Below are 20,039 nucleotides of genomic sequence, written 5' to 3'. Positions count from 1 at the left end.
GTCAGCCCTTCTCGATGGCGGTCGGTGAGTGCGCCAACGCGTCGGTGTCCCCGAACACCGGCGCGTGGGGGTGGTCGAGCGCGTGCCCGCAGGCGTCGACGAAGGCCCGGGCGAGGCCCTCGACGACACCGCGCTCGAACGCCCGGTCGTTGTACAGCAGCCAGCCGGCGATGGTGCCGTCCGGTTGTTCGGCGAGCGCCAGTTCCGGCACACCCAGGTCCGGTCGGCCGCCGGGGGTGCCCCATTCCGCGTCCAACTCGCGGGGCAGCTCGAAGGGTTCGGAGAGCAGGCCGAGGAAGTGCGCCGGGTTGGTCCAGCTCTCGTGGCGAATCCAGGCCGCGTCCGGAAAGCGCGGGTAGAACTCGGCGAAGGGATAGCACTGATGCTCGTTGGCGGCCAACGCGGCGCCGCGGACCCGGCCGACCAGGTCCTCGAAGGAGGGGTCGCCGTGCAAGTCGACCCGGATCAGCAGGGATTGCACCAGGCAGCCGATCAGGTTCTCGCTGCCCGGTCGCGAACGTCCCGGGACCGGTGACATCACCACGATGTCGCGGGTGCCGGCCGCCTTGGCCAGCACGCTCGTCCAGCACGCGGTGGCGAGCATGAACGCGGTCGCGCCCTGCTCCCGCACGCCGGCGCGCAGCCGGGCGACCAGGGCCGCGTCCAGGGCGAACCGTACCGAGCCGCTGTGCAGCCGGTCGGTGACGATCCGGTCCGGGAAGGGATCGATCGCGGAGGGTGCGCCCGCCAACGACCGTTCCCAGAACGGCCGGGTGCGCGGCCACTGCGCGCGGGCCCAGGCCAGATGCTCCGAGCAGGTCGGTGTCGGCGGCGGCAGCGGGCCGGGCCGGCCGGTGCGGGTCGCGGAGTACACGAGCGCGAGTTCGCGCAGCAGCACGCCCATGGACCAGCCGTCGAAGACCATGTGGTGCACCGCGAGGATCAGGACGTGGTCCTCGGTGTCGAGTTCGATCACCAGGGCGCGCACGAGCGGACCGGCGGCCAGGTCCCAGTCGTGCTCGCGCTCGCCGCGCGCGTACTCACGGGCGAACCGTTCGCGCTCGGCGGTCGTCGCGCCCTGTGCCCGCACTCGGCGTACCTCGGGCGGCAGTTCCGCCAGGACGAGCGCCTCCGCGGCGCCGTCACGATAGTGGAACACCGTGCGCAGAGCCTCGTGTCGGCGCACGATTTCGGCCAGTGCCGCCTCCAGCGCGTCCGGGTCGAACGTGTCGGTGATCCGGATCCCCACACTCACCGGACCCACGTCGCGCGTCTCGTCGGTCGCGTGCATCCAGACGAGGAAGTTTTCCTGCTGCGAGCTCAGCGGCATTCGGGCGGGCGCGGTCGCCGGCTCCGGCGCGTTCGGGCGCCCGGTTTCGGGTCCGGTGCGCGCGCTGTCGATCCAGGCAGCCTGGGCGGCCAGTTCGGGGTGGTCGAAGGCCAGCGACGCGGGCACTTCCAGGGCGAACAGGCGTTCCGCGGCGGCGGCCAGTCGGCCGGCCTTGAACGAGTCCCCACCGAGTGCGAAGAAGTTGTCCTCGGCTCCGGCGCCGGCGGCGCCGAGCACCTCGTTCCACAACCCGCTGACCGCGACCTCGGTCGCGGTCGCCGGGGCTCGCCCGGGGGATGTGTCGGCCGCGGCCAATCGGGCCCGCAACTGCGCTTTGCGCACCTTGCCGGCCGGGTTCCTGGGCAGGGTGTCCACGCGCAGGAACCGGGTCGGGATCTCGTGCCGGGCCAGCCGTTCGCGCAGGAACACCCGCAGGTCCTCGGCGGACGCCTCGGCGCGGAGCACCAACGCGGCGGCGACCATGGTGCCCATCGCCGCGTGCGGCACGCCGAACACGGACGCGTCCGCGACGGCGGGGTGTTCGTACAGCGCGGCCTCCACCGCGAGGGTGGACACGCGCAGCGCGCCGGACTTGATCAGGTCGCTTTCCCGGTCGACGAGGTACAGGTAGCCGTCCGCGTCGAGCCGGCCGATGTCGCCCATGCGCACCCAGCCGTCGGTGAACACCGCCGTGTCGGCCCCGGGGTCGCGGTAGTAGCTGCGCGAGGCGGTGGGCGAGCGCAGCCAGATCTCGCCGGTCTCGCCGATGGGCACGGCCTCGCCGTCCGGGCCCAGGATCCGCAGGTCCTCGCGTCCGGTGCCGCGTCCCACCGAGGTGGGCCGTTCGGGGTCGAAGACCATGGTGGTCTGCGCGGGCGCCGCCTCGGTGGAGGTGTACGCGTTGACGATGGTGGCGTCCGGGAACGCCTCGGTCAGCGCGAGCGCCGTGGCCGGGGGCAGCGCGGCGGCGGTCGAGCCGAACAGTTGCACGGAGCCGACGTCGTGCCGGGTCCAGGCCCGGGAGTTCACCAACTCGCCGGCCATCGCGGGGACGGTGAACACCGTCCCGACCCGATGGGCGGCGATCAGCGCGCAGAACTCCTCGGCATCGAACGTCGGTGCGCACAGCGCGGTCGGCGCGGCGGTCAACGCGTTGAGCAGCATCGTCTGGCCCGCGTTGGTGCCGATCGGAAACGCGTGCAGGAAGTGTCGCGAATGGGCCAACTGGCGTCGGCGGGGGGCCACTTCGTGGCCGAAGGCGAGGTTGGCGTGGGTGGCGGCGACACCCTTGGGGGTGCCGGTGGTGCCGGAGGTGTACAGGATCTGGGCCAGGTCGTCGGGGCCCGGCGCGGGCGGGTCGGGTGGGTCCGCGGGGGCCCGAGGCGGTACGGAATCGCGGTGCGCGGCCCGTTGTGCGGCGGCCTCCAGGTCGGCGGCGGGGGCGGTCCACGCATCGGTCGCCGGTGGCCGGATTCCGGCGCCGTGCAGAACGGCGCCGGCCGCGCAGTGGGTGAGCATGGTGCGCAGGGCGGCGGGCGGCAGGCGCTCGGGCAGCGGAACCGCGACCGCGCCGGCGCGTTGCACCGCGCAGTAGGCGACGGCGTAGTCGGCCCATTCGGAGCCGGTGAAGATCAGCCCGATCCGGTCCCCCGCGCGTACCGAGCGGGCTCTCAACTCCATTGCGAGCAGCGTGGATCGGTGGTCCCAGGCGGCGAAGGTCAGGCGACTTTCGGACCTGCCGGGCACCAGGATGGCGACCCGTTCGGGGTCGACGAGCGCGCGGGCTGCCAACAGGCCCGGCACGGTCGGCCCCGACGCGGTCGGGTCGGTGGTGGTGGCGCCGCTCGTGGAGCACGCCGGGTCGGTGGGTCCGCGGCGGGTGTCGGCGGCGGTCATGTCGCGATCCGATGCGGCGCGATCGGGTCCGGACATGGGTGAGCTCTGGCTCTGCGCATGGGATATCTCCGGGGTAGGAGCGAAACGCGGAACGCCATGGGCAACATCGGCCCATGCTGAGCGGCGGAAAATGCCATACGGGAACCGCCGATCCGGTCATGGAGCGATGACCGTCGGCGACGACTCCAAGACTGTCAATGGACTAGACCAATGACAAGAGCCGGCCGGAATCCCGCTGCCGATCCGGGGCAGAAACCGGGCGGTGGGCGGCGCGGCCCCCCGTCGCACGAGACCACCGGTTGGTCGGCCGGCGTCGCGCGAACGCCCCGATTCGCTTGCCTGGAGGGCGAATTCATCCGCCGAAAACTGGGTCTGTCGCCGCCGTCCCCACGGCGCTACCGTGAGCCTGCCGCACTTCCCTAACCCAGGGTCGATGACCGGTGCACCCGGCGTACCGGCCGGGTCGTCCGGCATCGGCGGAAAGGTATCGCCATGCGCACCGCATCGAATGCCGCTCGGAACACCGTCGTCAACGCCTGGCGCTCCGGCGCCGAATCGGCCGACGGCGTCGAGAACCCCGCCGGTTCGCTCTACATCGGCGGATCCGCAACCGAACAGAGCCTCACCGAGATCGACGTCGCCGCGATCAGCTGCGGCACCGCGTGCTCCGGGTCGCGCACTCGCCCCTGTTGTTGATCCGTTCCGCACCGACCCGCCGCCCGGAACGGTCGCCTGTCGACCGGTTCCGGGCGGCGGGTCCGTCCTCGATGGGTGGCGATCCGCGCATGGCAATCCCGGTCCGGCCCCGCCCCGTGGTGACCTACGACGACGCCGGCGAATTCGACGCCGCGTTCGAGCCGTTGATCGGCCCCGCGCTGGACCGCTTCCGACGCCGACTGCGGGCGATCCCCGATCCCCTGTCGGCGGTCGAGCGGGAGGTGCTGCTGCGTGCCGCCCACCGCTCGCTGCTGGACGTGGTCCGGCCCAAGGCCAACCGGCTGCTGCTGCTCGAACTGCACGCCGCCCGGATGTCCGGCCGCCTCACCCGAGACACCAGCGCGCAACGCTGGGACGAGTTCCTCGAACTCGCCTCCGGTGCCGAGTTCTGGAGCGAACTCGAGCTCGACTACCCGGCGTTCGCACCGCGGCTGGAGCGGGTGATCCGCAATCGATGCGCCGCCCTGCTCACCCTGGCCCGCCACCTGGCGAGCGACCGGTCGCGCCTGGCCGACCTGCTCGGCAGGCCGCCCGGCGATCTCGTGCAGATCCGCCTGGACGCCGGCGACTCGCACCGCGGCGGCCGTACCGTCGCCGTGGTCCGCTTCGAGGCCGGCCGCGTGGTGTACAAACCCCGCTCGCTCGACGTGGACGCCGCGCTATCCGCGACGCTGGACGAACTCCTGGCCGGCACCCCGCGCCCGGATCGCATCAAGGTGCCGCGGGTGCTGCTCGGCACCGACTACGGCTGGGCCGAACACATCGAACACCGCTACTGCGCGAACCCCGCCGAACTCGCCCGCTTCTACCGAGGTTTGGGCGAGTGGATGTGCGTGATGCAGCTGCTCGGCGCCACCGACCTGCACTCGGACAACGTGATCGCCCAGGGGCCGGTGCCGTGGGTGGTGGACTGCGAGACGCTGTTCAGCCCGGAACCCCCGATGGCCGCCAGTGGACTCGGCGACGCCTTCGACACCGCCGCCGCCTCGGTCCGCCGAACCGTGCTGCGCACCGGACTGTTGCCCATGCGACTGGCCCAACTCGTGCTCCAGGGCGTGGACATGTCCGCCGTGGGCGCACTGCCCGAGCAACAGCCCAGGATCCCGGCACCGGTGATCGCCGGAGCCGGAACCGACCTGGCCCACCTGGCGATGGAGCCCGCCGACGTGGGCGGTTCGGCCAACCTGCCCGCCCCCGACGCCGATCCGATCGCCCATCAGGACGACATCGTGCGCGGCTACCGCGACCTGCGCGACCGACTCGACACGCTGGACCGGGACGGCCGGCTGCGCCCGATGCTGGACGGCTTCGTCGGCTGCGACCTGCGCGTGGTGCTGCGGCCCACCCAGGTCTACGTGGAGATCGCCCGGATGTTGTGGCATCCCGCGTCCCTGCACGACGAACCCCCGGCCGTCGAACGCGCCACGGACGTGCTGACCCGGCAGGCGAAGGCACTGCACGGCGCGCCCTCCACCCCGGAAGTGGTCGGCGCCGAGGTCGCCGACCTTCTGGACGGCGACATCCCGTTCTTCGGTGTACGGCCCGAACACGGCCGGATGGACGGGCCGCGCGGCACCACATGGGGAGAGCCGGTCCACCTGATCGACGCGAGTGTCGAGCGCTGGCGGGCGGGCGATCCGCGGTTCGAGGAGGTGATGATCCGCTCGTCGCTGCTGGGCGTCTACCGCGACCGCAGCGCGATCCCCGAGGCGGAGCGACGGCACGACACCCCGCTCCGCACCGGCGACCTCGCGGAGCGGCGCCGCGACCTGGCCGCCCGATTCGCCCGGGACCTGTGCGCACGAGCGGTGATCGGCGCGGACGGCACGGCCACCTGGATCGGGCCGGTCTACACCGAAGGCGGGTTCAGCGTGCGGCCGTTCGCGGCCGACTTCTACAGCGGGCAGGCCGGGGTCGCGCTGGCACTGGACACCTACCTGGCCCGCTCCCGCGCCGGCCGGGTGCCGACGGTGCCCGGTCTGCGGGCGATCGCCGACGGCGCGATCCGGGCGCTGGCGGCGATGGAGGACGCGGTTCCCACCGGCCGGCTCGGCGCGTTCGACGGGATCGGCGCGGCCGTACGCACCTGGCTGGCGCTGTACGCCCGCTCCGGCCGACCGGCGGACCTGGAGCGCGCCGTCCGGCACGCGGAACGCGCGCCGGGCCTGTTGGCCCGGGACACCATCCTGGACGTCGCGGGCGGCGCGGCCGGGCTGATCGTGCCGCTGCTGGCCCTGGCCGGCGTGACCGGCGACGGCACATGGCGCGAGGTCGCCGAGTCCGCGGGGGCCCTGCTGGTCGAACGCGCCGTCGTCGAGGAGGCCGACGGGGGCCGCACCGCGCGCTGGCCGACCGCGCTCTTCCCGGACGGCATCGGCGGATTCGCGCACGGATCGGCGGGCATCGGCTGGGCACTGGACCGCCTGTCCCTCGCGACGGACGATCCCGGGCCGCTCGAACCGGCGTCCCGCGCCTGGGCGTTCCAGGAGCACCTGTATCGGCCGGAGGCCGCCGCCTGGCTGGACGGCCGGGAAGCGGACCAGGTCCTGTACCTGGACTCCTGGTGCCACGGCAGCACGGGCATCGGCCTGGCCTCCTGGGACCTGTACGCGCGCACCGGCGCCCCCGCCCACCTGGACCGCGCGCTGCGCGCCGCGGCGGCGACCCGGCGTACCGGGTTCGGCTGGGACTACACGCTGTGCCACGGCGACGCGGGCTCCTGGGAACTCCTGGACACCCTCCTGCGCGGCGCCCCCGACCGGCTGCGTGCCCACCTCCCGGACACCCCCACCCGGGACGACCTGGACGCCCTCCTGCTCACCGCGCTGGAAACCTACGGCCCCCTCACCAAGTCCATCACCGACACCACCACCGGTCTGCTCCCGGGCACCGCGGGCGCCCTGCACCAACTCCTGCGCCTGGACCACACCGACCCGGAACGTGCTCCGTCCCTGTTGCTGCTCGACGAGTTGTAGGACGGCCCGGGGCGTGTCCTCGATGCCCGCCGTGGTGCTCGGCGGGCATCGAGGACCCGCCCCGGGCCGGTCTCACCCCGCCGGGTCGGCGTACGCCTGGGCCTGGAGGCGGTACAGCTCCGCGTACTCGCCGCCCTCGCACATCAGTTGCTCGTGCGTGCCCTGCTGGACCACCTCGCCCGCCCGCAACACCACGATGCGATCGCATTCGCGTACCGAGGCCAGGCGATGGCTGATCAGCACCACCGTGCGCCCCGCCGCCAAACGCCGGATGTTCGCGTACACCGCGTGCTCCGCCCGCGCGTCCAGGGCCGCCGTCGGCTCGTCCGCGATCAACAGACGCGCGTCCCGGTAGAAGCCGCGCGCGATGCCGATCCGCTGCCACTGACCGCCGGACAGATCCACCCCGGCCCGGAACTTCTTCGACAACAACGTGTCGTACCCGTGCGGCAGACGCTCGATCAACCCGTCCGCCCCCGCGTCCCGCGCCGCCCGCAGCATGGCCGCACCCTCCGGATCCACCCGATCGGCCCGCCCCAGCACGATATTGCCGCGCGCGGTCAGCGGCCAGCGGGTCGGCTGCTGCATCACCAGCGCCACCTGCTCGCGGATCCCGGCCGGATCCACCTCGGCCAGGTCGATGTCGTCCCAGTGCATCGTGCCCTTGTCCGCGTGGTACAGCGCGGCCAACAAGAGCGCGAGCGTGGTCTTCCCGGACCCGTTCTCGCCGACCAGGGCCACCGTCTCGCCCCGGCGGATCACCAGATCCACCCCGCGCAGCGCCGACTGCGCACTCCCGGGATAACCGAAGTGGACGTCCCGCAGCCGGATCTCGGCGAACCCGACCGGCACCGCCGCCGTCGTCCCCGGCCGTGCGCGCGCGCTCGCCTGCTCCAGGAACGCGTGATAGTCGGCGATATACAGGGACTTCTCGTAGAGCCGGTCGACCGCGACCATCAAGGTGGCCAGCGAACCGCTCGCGGTACGCACCGCCAGCACCGCCGTGCCCGCCACCGCGAGCGGCACGATCTCGGCACGCACCAGCAGGCCAAGCGCGACGTACGTGGCTCCCAGCGCCAGGCCGGAGAGCGTCCGTCCGATCAGCCCCACCCGGACCTGCGCGTAGCCGACCCCGACCTCCGCCCGCTCCACCGACCCGGCCAGCCGCCGGAATTCGGCCAGCAACGGTCGTTCGGCGGTACAGGCCCGAACCTCCGCCGCCGCCTCCCGGGCGCTGAGCAGGTCGGCGAACAACCACAGTCGCCGATACAGCGTCATGCGCCGGACCATGCCCTCGAAGCCGATCCGGGCCGAGCGCAGCGCCGCCCACCCCTGCGGCGCGATCGACAGGGCCAGCAGCGGCAGCAGCACCGGATGCAACCCGGTCACCACCCCGATCCCGACCAACAGGCCCACCAGCGCCCCCAACAGCTCGACCGCGTGCCCCAGGGCCAGTTGCGCGTGATCGATGCCGCGATCGCGGGCCCGGGCCAGCGCGTCGTGCCAGTCCGCGTCGTCGAACGCACCCAGATCCGCGCCGACCGCCGCGGCGTGCAGCCGATTCTCGGCCACCCGGCGAATGCCCGGGGACAACCGCGCCTGGGTCGCCGCCACCACGGTCTCCAACCCCGCCCGCACCGCCGTGGCCGACACCACCGCGATCACCGCCGGCAGCGCGGCACCGACCCGGTCCGGCGCCGGCCCCGAGGCGAACAGCGCCCCCAACGCCCGCGCGGTGGCCAGCAACGCCAGCGCCGTGGCCACCCCGGCGGCCGACTGGGCCAGTATGAGCAGCCACGTCGCACGCCGACTCGCCGCCCGGGACAGTCGCCACACCTGCACCAGCGCGACCGGCAGCCGAGTGAGCATCCGACCCAGGCCCGCGTTCGCCGCGTCCCCGTCGAACGGGGTGTCGTACCCCTCCCCCAACTCGTCGAACTCGCCCATCCCCGAAGGCACTTGCCCAGCCATCCCGAACCCCTCCCGGCCGACAGGTACGGTATGCCCGGGACGGGGGTGCGCTACGGGTACGGATGGGATCCGAACCCCGACGGGGCAACTCCCGCCGCCGCGTCCGGCCCCGGCGCCCGGGATCGACGCCGCTCGGTCCGGGACCGACCCGAATGCGCTCGGCCGGGGATGACCCCACCCGGCTCAGTCCGGAAGCAACCCGCTGCGCCGGGCCAGGGCCACGGCCTCGGTGCGGCGGGACGCGCCGACCTTGGCCATGATGTTGGAGACGTGCACACTCGCGGTCTTGGCGCTGATGAACAGTTCCTCGCCGATCTGCCGGTTGGTCCGGCCCTTGGCGAGCAGTTCCAACACCTCCTGCTCGCGCGCGGTCAGCATCGCCTCGCCGGCCGGCGCCCGGTTCGGATCGCCCAACCGCGCGCGCCGCACCGCCGCGTCCACCGCGTCCCCCAGCGGCACCGACCCCAGCCGATCCGCCGTCGCCCGCGCCCGCCGCGCCAGGTCGGCCGCCTCCTCCCGGCGTCCGGCCGCCACCAGCGCCTGGACCAGCCGCAGTTCGCTGCGCGCGCCCTCGAAGACGTTGCCGTAGTCGAACGCCCGGACCGTCTTCTCCCACAGCGCGACGTCCGAAACGCCGGACACCCGCGACCACTCGGCCTCGACACGCAGCAGCCAGGCGGTGCCCTCCGCCCCGGTGCGCGGATAGCGACGACCGGGCCAGGTCGCCGTGGTGCGGGCCAGTTCGATGAACTCCCGTGCCGTCGCCATCTCCTGCTCCACCCCCTCGGCGTCGCCCGCGGCCCGCAGCTCGGCCACCGTGTCGCCGATCGCGGACAGCACCAGGGCGGACAACCGCACCCCCACGTCCGGGTACCGATTGTGCTCCTCGGACAGTTCGGACAGCGTGCGTCGCGCCCAGTCGGCCGCCGCGCGGGAATCACCGCGCCAGACCGCCTCGTCGGTCAGCACCAGACCGCCCACGAGCACGCCCATCCAGTTGAACGGCCGCCCCTCGAACAGGATCCGCGCCCGCTCCGCGGCACCGGGCCCACCGCGACCCAGCAGCACGTACAGCTCCGCCGCCGCGACGTGGCCGAACGCCGAGGGCACCGTCGAGGGCACCTCGGCCAGGGCGTCGTCCCAGCGTCCCAGCGTGTACAGGAGCTGGGCGCGCAGGTAGCGCATCTCGAGCGGATAGGGTGACGTGGTCCTGGTGCTGCTGCGGGCCAGTTCCAGGCCCTCGTCCAACCAGCGCAGGCACTCCTGGAGCAGTCCCGACTCGAACGTGCCCATGGCCAGGTTCATCAGCGCCCGCAGCTCGATCGTCGGATTGCCCGATCGCCGTGCCAACTCGCGTGCCTGAACCAGCCGTTGGCGTCCCTCGTCGGACTGCCGACTGGATTCCAGACCGGTCAGCGAGATGATCGCGTCGGCGAGGGCGTCGTCCGTGCCGAGTTCCTCGGCGACCGCCAGCACCTGGCGACCGACGCGCCGGGCGGTCTCGTCGTCCTTGTAGTAGTACGCGGCCTGCACGTACGTGGCCGCCGCCCACAACCAGGTGTGCGACGGCGGCTCGGCCGGAATCATCTCGAGCGCCTGTCTGCTGTACTCGAACGCGGCCTGGAGGTCGTCCACGCTCATCAGGCTGGAGGCGAGCGTGTAGCGCACGGTCACCGCCAGGTCGACGTCCGCGTGCTCACCGAGCCGATCCAGTGCGGTACGCGCGAACGCGACGGCACGGTGCGCCTCACCGGCTCGGACCGCGGCCGCGGACGCGCGCAACATCAGCGACACGTTGTCGCTGTCGACCAACTCCCGCGCGTTCGGCACCGCGTCCCATACCTCGAGGGCCGTTTCGACCCAGCGCATCTCCTCGGCGGGCGCACCCATGCGCGCGGCGTGGTCGGCCGCCTCGATCGACGCGGTGAGTGCTCCGGGCAGGTCGTGCGCGGCCCGGTGGTGGTGGGCCCGCTCGGCCGGACTGGCGACCCGGCGCTCCGCGGCGCCGAGCAGGCGGCCGAACACCGCGTGGATCCGTACCCGTTCGCCCGGCAGCAGGTCCGCGTACGCCGCCTCGCGGATCAGCGCGTGGCGGAACGCGTAGGTGTCGCCCTCGCCGGCCACCAGAAGGTGCCGTCCGACCGCCTCGCGCAGCGCCGCCTCCAACTCGTCGTCCGGCAGCTCGACGGCGTCCCGGAGCAACCCGTGCTCGACCCGGCGACCGGCCACGGCGGCCGTGCGGATCACCCGCTGGGCGGTGCCCGACATCTGCTCGATCCGAGTGAGCAGCACCTCGGCCAGGCCGCTGGGCACACCGCCCACCGCGGTGTCGGTGGCGGCGCGCAGTTCCTGGGCGTAGAACGCGTTGCCCTCGGCCCGCTCGACGATGGCCCGTACGGTGTGCTCGGGCAGCGGGTGGGCGTCCAGGCCGCGCACCAGGCTGGCCACGTCCTCGTCGTCCATCGGGCGCAGGTCCAACCGCCCGACCGAGGGCAGGCGGACCAACTCGGCCAGCAGCGGGCGCAGCGGGTGCCGCCGATGCAGGTCGTCCGAGCGGTAGGAGGCCAGCACGGTCAACCGCTGGTATGCGGCGCCGCCCGGGCGCTGCGGCAACAACCGGCTCAACAGGAAGCGCAGCAGGTCGCGGGTGGACTGGTCGGCCCAGTGCAGGTCCTCGACCACCAGCAGGACGGGAGCCGACTCGGCGAGGTCACCGAGCAGCGCCGCGACGTCCTCCAACAGCCGCAGCCGCACCCCGGAATCCGGCATCGTGCCGGCGTACTCCGCCGCGCCCCCGCCGGCGCGCAGCAGCCGATCGACGGCCGGGTGCGCGGCCAACAGGTCGGCGTACCGCTCCTCGGCGTCCAGCCGGCGCAGCACCTCGACGAACGGCAGGTAGGGCAGACCGACGTCACCGAGATCCACACAGTGGCCGGTCAACACGGTCATGCCGGCGCCGGCCGCCCGTGCGGCGGCCTCCGCGAGCAGCCGGGTCTTGCCCACTCCGGCGTCCCCGGCCAGCAGCACGGCACAGGGATCACCCGCCCGCCCACGCGCCAACGCCTCGTCGAGCCGGGCGACCTCCTCGCCCCGCCCCACCAGCGCCGCATCCCAACCCACGTCAGTCACCGCGCAATCCTGACACGTGCCGGCGACACAGGACATCTCGCCCCACAACCGTGTCCTGCGACGACACGCGGCGGCGACCCGCAGGCTCTCCCGGGGTGGAACGCGCGCGCTCCGCGTGGGGCCGATGTCACGGATCGTGCGCGAAAGGCCACCGCGGGCCGCGGTGGCCTTTCGTCGTGCGGGAAGACCCGGGTGGCTGGGTCGGCTCGGCCGTGCTTCGGGCCGGGGCCGGGCGGGGCGCCGAGTACCGGGTGTAGCCGGGGTCGCGCTCGGGGGTGGTCGGGCTCGGGGGTGGTCGGGCTCGGGGGTGGTCGGGCTCGGGGGTGGTGGGTCCTCGGGTGGTCGGTGCGGCCTCGATCAGCTCTTGATCGAGTAGCTGTCGCCGTAGACCTTCCAGTTCAGCGGTGGGTTGAGGTCGAGGTTGCCGGCCTTGAGGAAGACGCGCTGTGCGGTGTCGACCCGGCTGGTGTCGCTGTGCGCGTCCTCGTGCTTCATCGCGACCTTGCGGGCGTCGAGGAAGGCGTTGAGGTAGGTGGTCTCGTTGCCGCCCTGAGCCGGCGGCTTGGCCTTCTTGAGCGCGTTGGCGCGGATCGAGCTGAAGCTGTCCCGGTCGCCGCCGTCGCCGTGCATGACGATCGCGTCGTAGTAGATGAACTGGCCGAGTGCGCCCAGCCCGTCCGACTTGCCGCGGTTGACCGCCGGGTTGAAGTACACGCGGTCCCGCTCGTCGTTCTGTGCCTGGCGGAAGTCGGCGTCGCCGGCGGCGGTCACCCAGGCCTTGGTGAACGAACTGCCCAAGCCGGCGTGTGAGTCCGTGCCGTTGACCTTGCGTAGTGCGGGCAGGAACTTGGCCAGCACGTTGCCGGGCTTGCGCGCGGTGTACAACTCGACCAGGTCGAGCATGTCACCGGTGCCGGAACAGAAGCCGATGATTCCGGCCGTGTATCCGCGCCCGTCGTCGATGTCCTCGATGTACTTGTACTGTGCCTTCCAGTCCAGGGTGGAGTTCTCCGCACTGGACACCAGTTGCATGGCGATGTCCTTCTTGTGCGGGTCGTCCAATCCGATCCGCGCGGCGGCGACCTGGGCCGCCGCGCCGGTCGAACCCGACTGCGCGGCGTCGTTCGTCGCCGCGTGGGCCAGCGGCCCGGGTACCGCGATCAGCAGTCCGGCGGCCACAAGCAGAGTCAGGCGCTTGCGGCTTCGTCCGAGGTGAGAGTGCACGTGCGTCTCCGTTCCGGCTCTACGGCCACGTTCGGGGGGCTCCGTGTCCATCCTTTGTTAGGAAAGTTTCCTAACAAGGACGAGTCACATTGAAGCACTGCCGGGATCCGCCGCCAAGGGGACCGAGGACATCACCTGAAAACTGATGTGCCGTCATCCGGGTTGGTCACAAAGCGACCTGATGATCGATCAGGTTCGAAAGAGGGCGCGCACGGAAGGGCCGTCCAACACCACGATCCGGCCCGAGCGGTCCCAGGCGGTGATCCGGCCCGCGTGTTCCCGGAAGCCGATGGTGTCGGGGGCGGCACCGGGAAAGGCGATGTCCGCGATGGCGTCGGTGTCCGTGCCCGGGTACACCGACGCCGAGCCCTCGCTCGACACGAGCAGGTGGGCGTCACCCGAGACGAGGACCGCCTCGAAGACGGTGGGAACGACGACACCGGTACCGGTGACCAGAGAAGGTGGCATCGCGCCCTCCAGGATGGACCGTTCCCGCAGCGTCCATCCCGGCATGTCCCAGCGCCACTTGACGAGTTCCGTCATCCGTTCGGCACCCTCCCGGGTCTGTGCCAGGGCCGCGCAGGAGGTCGCGGTCCGAGTCACGCCGAGGAACGGCGCGGGTGCGGCGTCCTCACGCCAGACCACGCGCGGTCGCGGGGTGGTCGTGTCGAGCACCGTGATCACCCCCTGATCCAACGTCACCAGGTGTGCGCCGTCGAACGAGTCGGGGAACTCCCGTGCCGACACGGTGGCCCAGTGGCGGATCCGACGGGTGAGCACCTCCAGTCGGTGGATGTCACGGGACACGCCGCGTTCGGCGACCAACAACGCGACGGCGCCGTGGTCGGCCAGGACGATCCCGTGCGCCGGCACGTCCCAGCGAACCCGCTCGCGGCCGTCGGGGCCGAACAGTCGGGTACCGGCCGCGCCGCACGCGACCAGGACCGTGCCGTCGGGCAGGGCGGCGGCACTTCGGACCGACACCCGCCCCGGGAGGTCGCCGGCGGTCACCGCGACCGGGCCGTCCCGCCGCCCGCGCCCGGGTTCCTCGGGCGGACGCAGATCGACCGCGGCGAGCGGATCGGCGCGGACGCGGAGTGCGTCGAATCGACGGCGCACGCTTCCGGGCGGCGCGGCGATCATCCCGGCGGGCCGTCCCGAAGCGCGGGCCAGGGCCCGGGCGGCCAGGGTGGCCAGTTCGCGATCCCACGCGGGGTCGGCGGCCGACAACTCGGCCAGTGCGGACGTGAAGGTGTCCAGCGCGGTGCGGTCGGCGCGGACCGCGATCGGTCCGGAGCCGGCGCCGCTTCCGGCTGCCGACTCCGTGGTCGAGGCCCGGTCGCCGGGCTCGACCCCGCTGTCGCGCGCCTCGGCCCCGCCCGCGCCCACGTCCGCGCCCACGTCCGCGTCCGCGTCCGCGTCCAGGAACGCCACCACCGCGGGCCTGGCCTGCTCGACCGGCGCCTCCGTGGCGAGGTATGCCAGCAGCCGTGCCCCGGTCGTGCCGCCCAGTGCGATGCCGGCCGTCACATCGGCGGCCACCGCCGGGCGCAGGTCGCGGTCGGGCCAGGCGGCCTCCACCGCGCCCAGATGATCGCCGATCGCCCGGCAGGCCGCGACCCACTCCGCACGCAACGCGGCGGCCGTTTGCGGGTCGGTCGGCGTCAGCCGTCCGATCGCGGTCGCGAACGCGCCGTGCAGCCGCGCGTGCCGCACCGCCCGCTCCCGCTCGCCGGCGCGCCACCACAGCCCCACCACCAGGTCCGGTGCCGCCATGCGGCTCTCGGCCAGTTCGGCGGCCTCACGGAAGCGACCGTGGCGGGTGTACAGGGCCACCGCCGCGTCCGGTGAGCCGAGCAGGTCCGCGAGCGCGAACGCGGCCTCGTCGATCCGGTCGTCCCGCTCGAGGCGTTCGGCCGCATCCGTGTACAACACGCGCAGCCGGGCGAACATCGCCGGTTCGGCCCGCAGCGCGGCGCCCACCGGGCCGACCCGGACGGCCGACCTCAGGTCGCCGGTTCGCGGCCTCGGCACCCCGAGCGCCGGCGGAACCCGCCGCCCTTCGGCCGACGCCTCGGACAGCGCGATGCCGTTCCGCAGCCCCTCGTGGTAACGACCGCGCTCGAACTGCCGGGCAAGGTCACGCAGATAGCGCTCCTGCCGATCGGCGACCAAGCGGGCCATGGGGCTTCGCATCAGCAACTCGGCGAGGCGGGCGCCGGGGGCGCCCAGGAGCCGTGCGAGCGGACGGCGAGGGCGGGTCCCGTCCCGGGAGCCACCGACGAGAGGGGCCTCCGCTTTCCCGGTGCCTCGATCGGCCGTCGTGTACCGGCCCGCAGGGGCGCCACGAGAGCGTCGACGCCACAGCAGCGCGGCCGACACCAGGACGGCACCGAGCAACGCGGTCGGGGCTCGGCCGTCGGTCACCGTGCCGAGGACCGCGACGGCGCCACCGACGACCAGGGCGAGGACACCGACCGAGGCGACGATCCCGAGGAAGGCGAACGGTTCGCGCCCCGCGTGCGGCAGCGATCGCGCGGAGCCTCGCCCGAACCCCGCGAAGGCTCGCCCGAACCTCGCCGAACCCCGCCCGCCGACGCGGGGGTTCGCCAACTCGGCCGCGACCCGTTCCGCCCGCTCGTCGCGCCGGCCCACCCCCGCCCTCGCCCGCAGGTCCGAAGCGGCTTCCGGAGCCGGCTCGATCGGGGCTTCGGGGCGGGCCTCGACCGCGTCGAGCGCGGGCAACCGCCGGATCGGCAACCCCTCGACGCGCAGCCACGACGCGGGCGTCAGGACCGGCAACCCGGCCAGGGCGACGGTGACCCGCCGCCCACCGGAACGTCCCACCAGGTATCCCCGGTCACCGGGACCTGGCCGCAACCCCGGTTCCGCCAGGGCCTGATCGATCCCGCACAGCGGCGTGCCGGGCGCGTGCTCGGCCCGCACGACACGCTCCGCCCCGAGCCGCATCAACCAGCGCCCGTCCGGCAGCGCGTACAGCCGGGCGCCGTGGTCCCACAGGGTCAACACCCGGGCGGCGGCCTCGTCCCGCCCCAGGACCGGCACGTCCAGGAGGAATCCGGCGGCCCGCACCGAACCGCGATACCCGGTCGCGCCGCGGCCCGGCGACCCGTCGGGGGTCCCGCACGGCAACCTGTCCGACGACCCATCGGGGGTCCCGCACGGCGCCCCTCCCGGTGCCCCGTCCCGCGTCGGGTCCCCTGTCGCGCCCGTCATACCGCCGCCAAGGTCGCCAGGACCCGGCCGGTCACCGCGTGGCCGACCCTGATCCGCCCGGTCCGGTCCCGCATGGCGATCAGCGGCAGCGTCGGATGTACCGTCAACGGGTCCGTCGCGTCCGACCAGGCGCCCAGCACCCGGTCGCCGTCCGAGGTGTGCGCGCGCACCAGCGCATCGCCCGCCGACGTGCTCACGATGGCGGCCCTGCCGTCCTCGACGACCAGACCGATGGGTCGCACCCCGAGCGGGACGTGCAACACCTGCTCCGGGGCGTCCGGCGCGGTGTGGATCCGCCACCTGGTCGGATCCTCGGCGCACCACCCGAACGCGCCGCCGCCCAGCAGGTGATCGGTGACGTCGACCGCCGTGATCGGCCTGGGCCCGCCGGTGAATCGCAGATGTCGGGTGCCGGTCGGAGCGGTCATCAGCGGTTCGTCCCGGAACGAACCGACACCCGGCGCGATCGAGACCTGCTCGGTCCGAACCGGTGACTCCCGCGCGCACAACCGCCACCACGCGTCGCCGATCCGCCAGAGCACCGCCCCCGGTACGTGCAGGACCGGCCGGATCGGATCGTCACCGGTCATCGCGCCCGGGTCCGCGTCGAACCCCTCGATCGGCCCACCGATATCCTCCGCGTCCCAAAACGGTCGCCCGATCACGTGTACGGCGAACTCCCCTCGGGCGAGCGTCACCACGATCAGTCGGCGGCCCCACCAGGACGCGGCGTGGACGGTGCCGCGGAAGCCGTGCCGGGTCGGTCGGCCCAACGGTCGGCCGTCGGTGGGGATGTACACCGAGAGCAGCTCGCCCGGCCCCTCGCCGCGCATCAGCAGGTATCGCGACCCCCCGGTGAACGCGGGCAGCCGCAGCGGGCCCACCGGGGGCCGCGGCGGGGTCGACACGATCGCGGCGAACTCGCGTCCGCGCAAGGCTCGGACCGCGATCTCGGGCGCGGGCAGGGGGAGTTCCACGGTCGCCCCGGCGATCGACACCAGGACGCGCGACGCGCCCGCGGCGGTCCATTCCGCCTCGCGCGCGGTGATCACCCGAGGTCCCGTGGCGGTGGTGCCCAGGATCCACACCTCGTCGGCGGCGTCCGTCTCGGCCACGCGCGCCGCGACCTGCCCGGGTGTGGGTGGCCGATCCATGCGGATGTTCAGCCAGGAGCGCAGGATCCGACGCAGATCACCGGTGAGCCGGGTGCCCGGATCCGTGCCGAGCACTTCGACCACCAGCTCCATGTCGCGCGCCCGGGCCTTCGCCGCCAGCACGATCAGGCAGGCGAGTTGCACCAGACGCGGCGCACCGGCCTGGAGCGGTCCGGCATCGACCAGCACGACCACCCGACCGGTCGTTCGCGGGTCGACGAAACCACGCTCCAGGTAGAGCAGTTCACCGGACACCGCACGGCGCAGGAACTCCGTCCCGCACTCCTGGGCCCACAACCACTCGGATGCGAGCAGCCGCTCCGGGTGTCCGCGTCGGCCGATCCCGCCGTAGCCCGCGAACTCCCCGGCCGGGGCGGCGCCTGGTTCGGCCGCCGACAACATCGTGTCCAGTCGTCGAATCGTCGGCCCCAACGCGGTGCCGAGTTCGGGGGTGAGTGCGCGCAACGGACCGGCCCAGGGCGCGAGCGCGTCCGGCAGCCTCACCCGGCGCCGCCGGCAGCCAGGGTCGCCAGCGCGTCCCGGTCCGCCGGACCGGCGGGCATCGGCGCCACGAGAACTCCGTCCGGCAGCAGAACCACGAGGTCGCGGGGGCCCAGCGCGAGACGCCACAACTCGGCCGAGGGCGCCGGCCGCATCGTGGTGGGCGTCAGGGCCTCCCCGTCCCACCCGAGATAGCGCAGCCCGTCCAGCCAGGGCAGGTCCTCCCCCACGACGACCAGCCAGTCCCGATCACCGACGGCACGCAGGACGTCCCCGCGCTCCAACCGATCGACGATGCGCAGCGCGAGGCCCGGCACGGCCGAACCGCGGGCCAGGACGGCGGCGATCGGAAGCGGCGGTTCCCGGGGATGCCACACGGGCGCGGCGGGGCCGGCCGCGAACGGCTCGTCGCGTGGACCGGAGGCCGTCGCAGGCACGGACCCGGCCGGGTCCCGGGGGCCGATCACCTCCGCGGGGCCGGCCGGGTTGATCCGCCCCGGCGATCGCGCGTGCCCGCCCTCCGCGTGCCTCGTCGGCTCGGCGGCGTCCGTCATCACGACCCCACGGCCGCGATCAACCGCTCGCGGATCGCCGCCAGTTCCGCGCCGAGGTCGGGTGTCGCAAAACCGGCGTCGATCTCGCGCAGCACCGCCTCCAGCCGCAACCTCCGGTCCTCGTCGGCCGGTTCCGTCCCATATCGATCGAGCAGGTCCCGGCCGGCGGCCACCAGGCGCAGTGCCCGGGCGGCGCTGCCCCGCGAGTACTCCTCGGCGGCATGGAACAGGCCCCGGTTGGCCGCGTCGCCGATCAGGTCGGCCAACACCTCGCGTGCCGCCGTCTGCGCGGCCGGGTCCGGCGCGATCAGCGGCAGCGTCCACAGGTCGCCGGCCTCCGCGACCACCCGCCCGTCCAGGACGGCGGCCGAGGCCACCAGTCGTTGCGAGCGCACCGCCCGCCGGTCGGTGATCGGTACGCCCGCCGCCCGCATGCGCCGGATCGCCGTGGCCAACACCGGTCGAAGCGAACCGAGTTCGCAGGCGAGCGCCGCCGCCGCGAGGCGATCGAGCCCGGCCCACGCGTGCGGGGCCGGCACCTCGGGCCGAGCGGCGGCGCGGGTGTCGCCCTCCTCCAGCAGTTCCTCCAGCCGCGCGTCCGCGACCGGTTCGACGAACACCCGGGCCAGGAACCGGTCCGCGAAAGCCGCCTGCGCGGGATCCTCCGGAACGTGGTTCGCGGCTCCGACACACACCCGCAGCGGCGCCGCCAGCACGGTTGCGCCGCGCCGGAAGACCCGTTCGTTGAGCAGCCCGAGCAGCGTGTTCAGGATCGCGGTGGAGCCGAGGAACACCTCGTCCAGAAAGGCGATCTCCGCCTCCGGCAACATGCCGGCCGTCTCGATCTCGACGACGCCCTCACGCAGTCGGCGCAGGTCGACCGGGCCGAAGATCTCGTTCGGCTCGGTGAATCGGCCCAACAGGTACTCGAAGTAGCGCCCGCCGAGCTGCTCCGCGATCCGGCGCACCGCCAAAGACTTCGCCGTCCCGGGTGGACCGACCACCAGCAGATGTTCACCCGCGACCGCGCACAGCGTCACCACCTCGGCGACCACCTCGCGATCGACCAGACCCACCCGCGCGGCGGCCAACGCCGCCCGCACCGCGAGCGCGTCCTCCCCCACCTGCGTCGGCTCCGAAGCGATCATCCGCGAAGTCTATGCATCGAGCCCCACACGCACATTCGCGTTTCCGAAGCACCGCGTCGGAGCCGGCCAAGCCACGTCGGAGCCGACGAAGCGCTGCGGCGGAAGCGCCGCATCGCCCGTCCCGGCGGGTCGCAGGCCGGCCCGAGCCGGTGCGGCCTTCACGCCGTCGCCGCGTCGAACTCCGCGCAGGGCACGAGTCGATG

At 73.5% G+C, this 20,039-nt stretch carries 10 protein-coding genes; 2 read left to right on the top strand and 8 right to left on the bottom strand.

The features are described 5' to 3' along the window. Position 1: 1 nt before the first annotated feature. A complete protein-coding gene (locus tag ACZ4FV_RS15540; RefSeq protein WP_465322766.1) occupies positions 2 to 3,226 on the bottom strand; it encodes a class I adenylate-forming enzyme family protein in 3,225 nt (1,074 codons plus the stop codon). Positions 3,227 to 3,718: 492 nt separating this feature from the next. Between ACZ4FV_RS15540 and ACZ4FV_RS15535 the strand changes: the two genes are divergently transcribed. Next, complete coding sequence (locus ACZ4FV_RS15535) at positions 3,719 to 3,922, top strand: DUF6229 family protein (protein ID WP_395859279.1); 204 nt, start codon at positions 3,719 to 3,721, stop codon at positions 3,920 to 3,922. Positions 3,923 to 4,011: 89 nt separating this feature from the next. Beyond that, complete coding sequence (locus ACZ4FV_RS15530; RefSeq protein ID WP_395859278.1) at positions 4,012 to 6,918, top strand: type 2 lanthipeptide synthetase LanM family protein; 2,907 nt, start codon at positions 4,012 to 4,014, stop codon at positions 6,916 to 6,918. Between the two features lie 72 nt (positions 6,919 to 6,990). Here the strand turns inward: ACZ4FV_RS15530 and ACZ4FV_RS15525 are convergent, their stop codons facing one another. The 7 genes from ACZ4FV_RS15525 to ACZ4FV_RS15495 all read right to left on the bottom strand — a co-directional run bounded on the left by ACZ4FV_RS15525 (position 6,991) and on the right by ACZ4FV_RS15495 (position 19,836). Next, positions 6,991 to 8,889, bottom strand: coding sequence for an ABC transporter ATP-binding protein (locus ACZ4FV_RS15525; protein WP_395859277.1), 1,899 nt, complete (start codon positions 8,887 to 8,889; stop codon positions 6,991 to 6,993). A gap of 183 nt (positions 8,890 to 9,072) precedes the next feature. Continuing rightward, positions 9,073 to 12,054, bottom strand: coding sequence for a helix-turn-helix transcriptional regulator (locus ACZ4FV_RS15520; protein WP_395859276.1), 2,982 nt, complete (start codon positions 12,052 to 12,054; stop codon positions 9,073 to 9,075). A 321-nt stretch (positions 12,055 to 12,375) separates the two neighbouring features. Further along, entirely contained in the window at positions 12,376 to 13,293 is a 918-nt protein-coding gene (locus tag ACZ4FV_RS15515) for a chitosanase (RefSeq protein WP_395859275.1), read from the bottom strand. Positions 13,294 to 13,431: 138 nt separating this feature from the next. Continuing rightward, positions 13,432 to 16,335 (bottom strand): bpX6 domain-containing protein, encoded by a 2,904-nt coding sequence (locus tag ACZ4FV_RS15510; protein ID WP_465322765.1) that lies wholly within the window; start codon positions 16,333 to 16,335, stop codon positions 13,432 to 13,434. Between the two features lie 140 nt (positions 16,336 to 16,475). Then, positions 16,476 to 18,137, bottom strand: coding sequence for a hypothetical protein (locus ACZ4FV_RS15505; RefSeq protein WP_465322764.1), 1,662 nt, complete (start codon positions 18,135 to 18,137; stop codon positions 16,476 to 16,478). Continuing rightward, positions 18,134 to 18,688 (bottom strand): bpX5 domain-containing protein, encoded by a 555-nt coding sequence (locus tag ACZ4FV_RS15500; RefSeq protein ID WP_395859272.1) that lies wholly within the window; start codon positions 18,686 to 18,688, stop codon positions 18,134 to 18,136. Before ACZ4FV_RS15500 ends, ACZ4FV_RS15505 begins: the two co-directional genes overlap by 4 nt. Beyond that, positions 18,688 to 19,836: an AAA family ATPase gene (locus tag ACZ4FV_RS15495; protein WP_465322763.1), complete on the bottom strand. Its 1,149-nt coding sequence runs from the start codon at positions 19,834 to 19,836 to the stop codon at positions 18,688 to 18,690. The genes ACZ4FV_RS15500 and ACZ4FV_RS15495 overlap by 1 nt, the downstream gene beginning before the upstream one ends. Between the last annotated feature and the right edge of the window lie 203 nt (positions 19,837 to 20,039).

Source organism: Embleya sp. NPDC025285 (genome assembly GCF_055558835.1).
The sequence above is the reverse complement of the archived record's forward strand: the minus strand, read 5'-3'. Positions and strand labels throughout refer to the sequence as shown.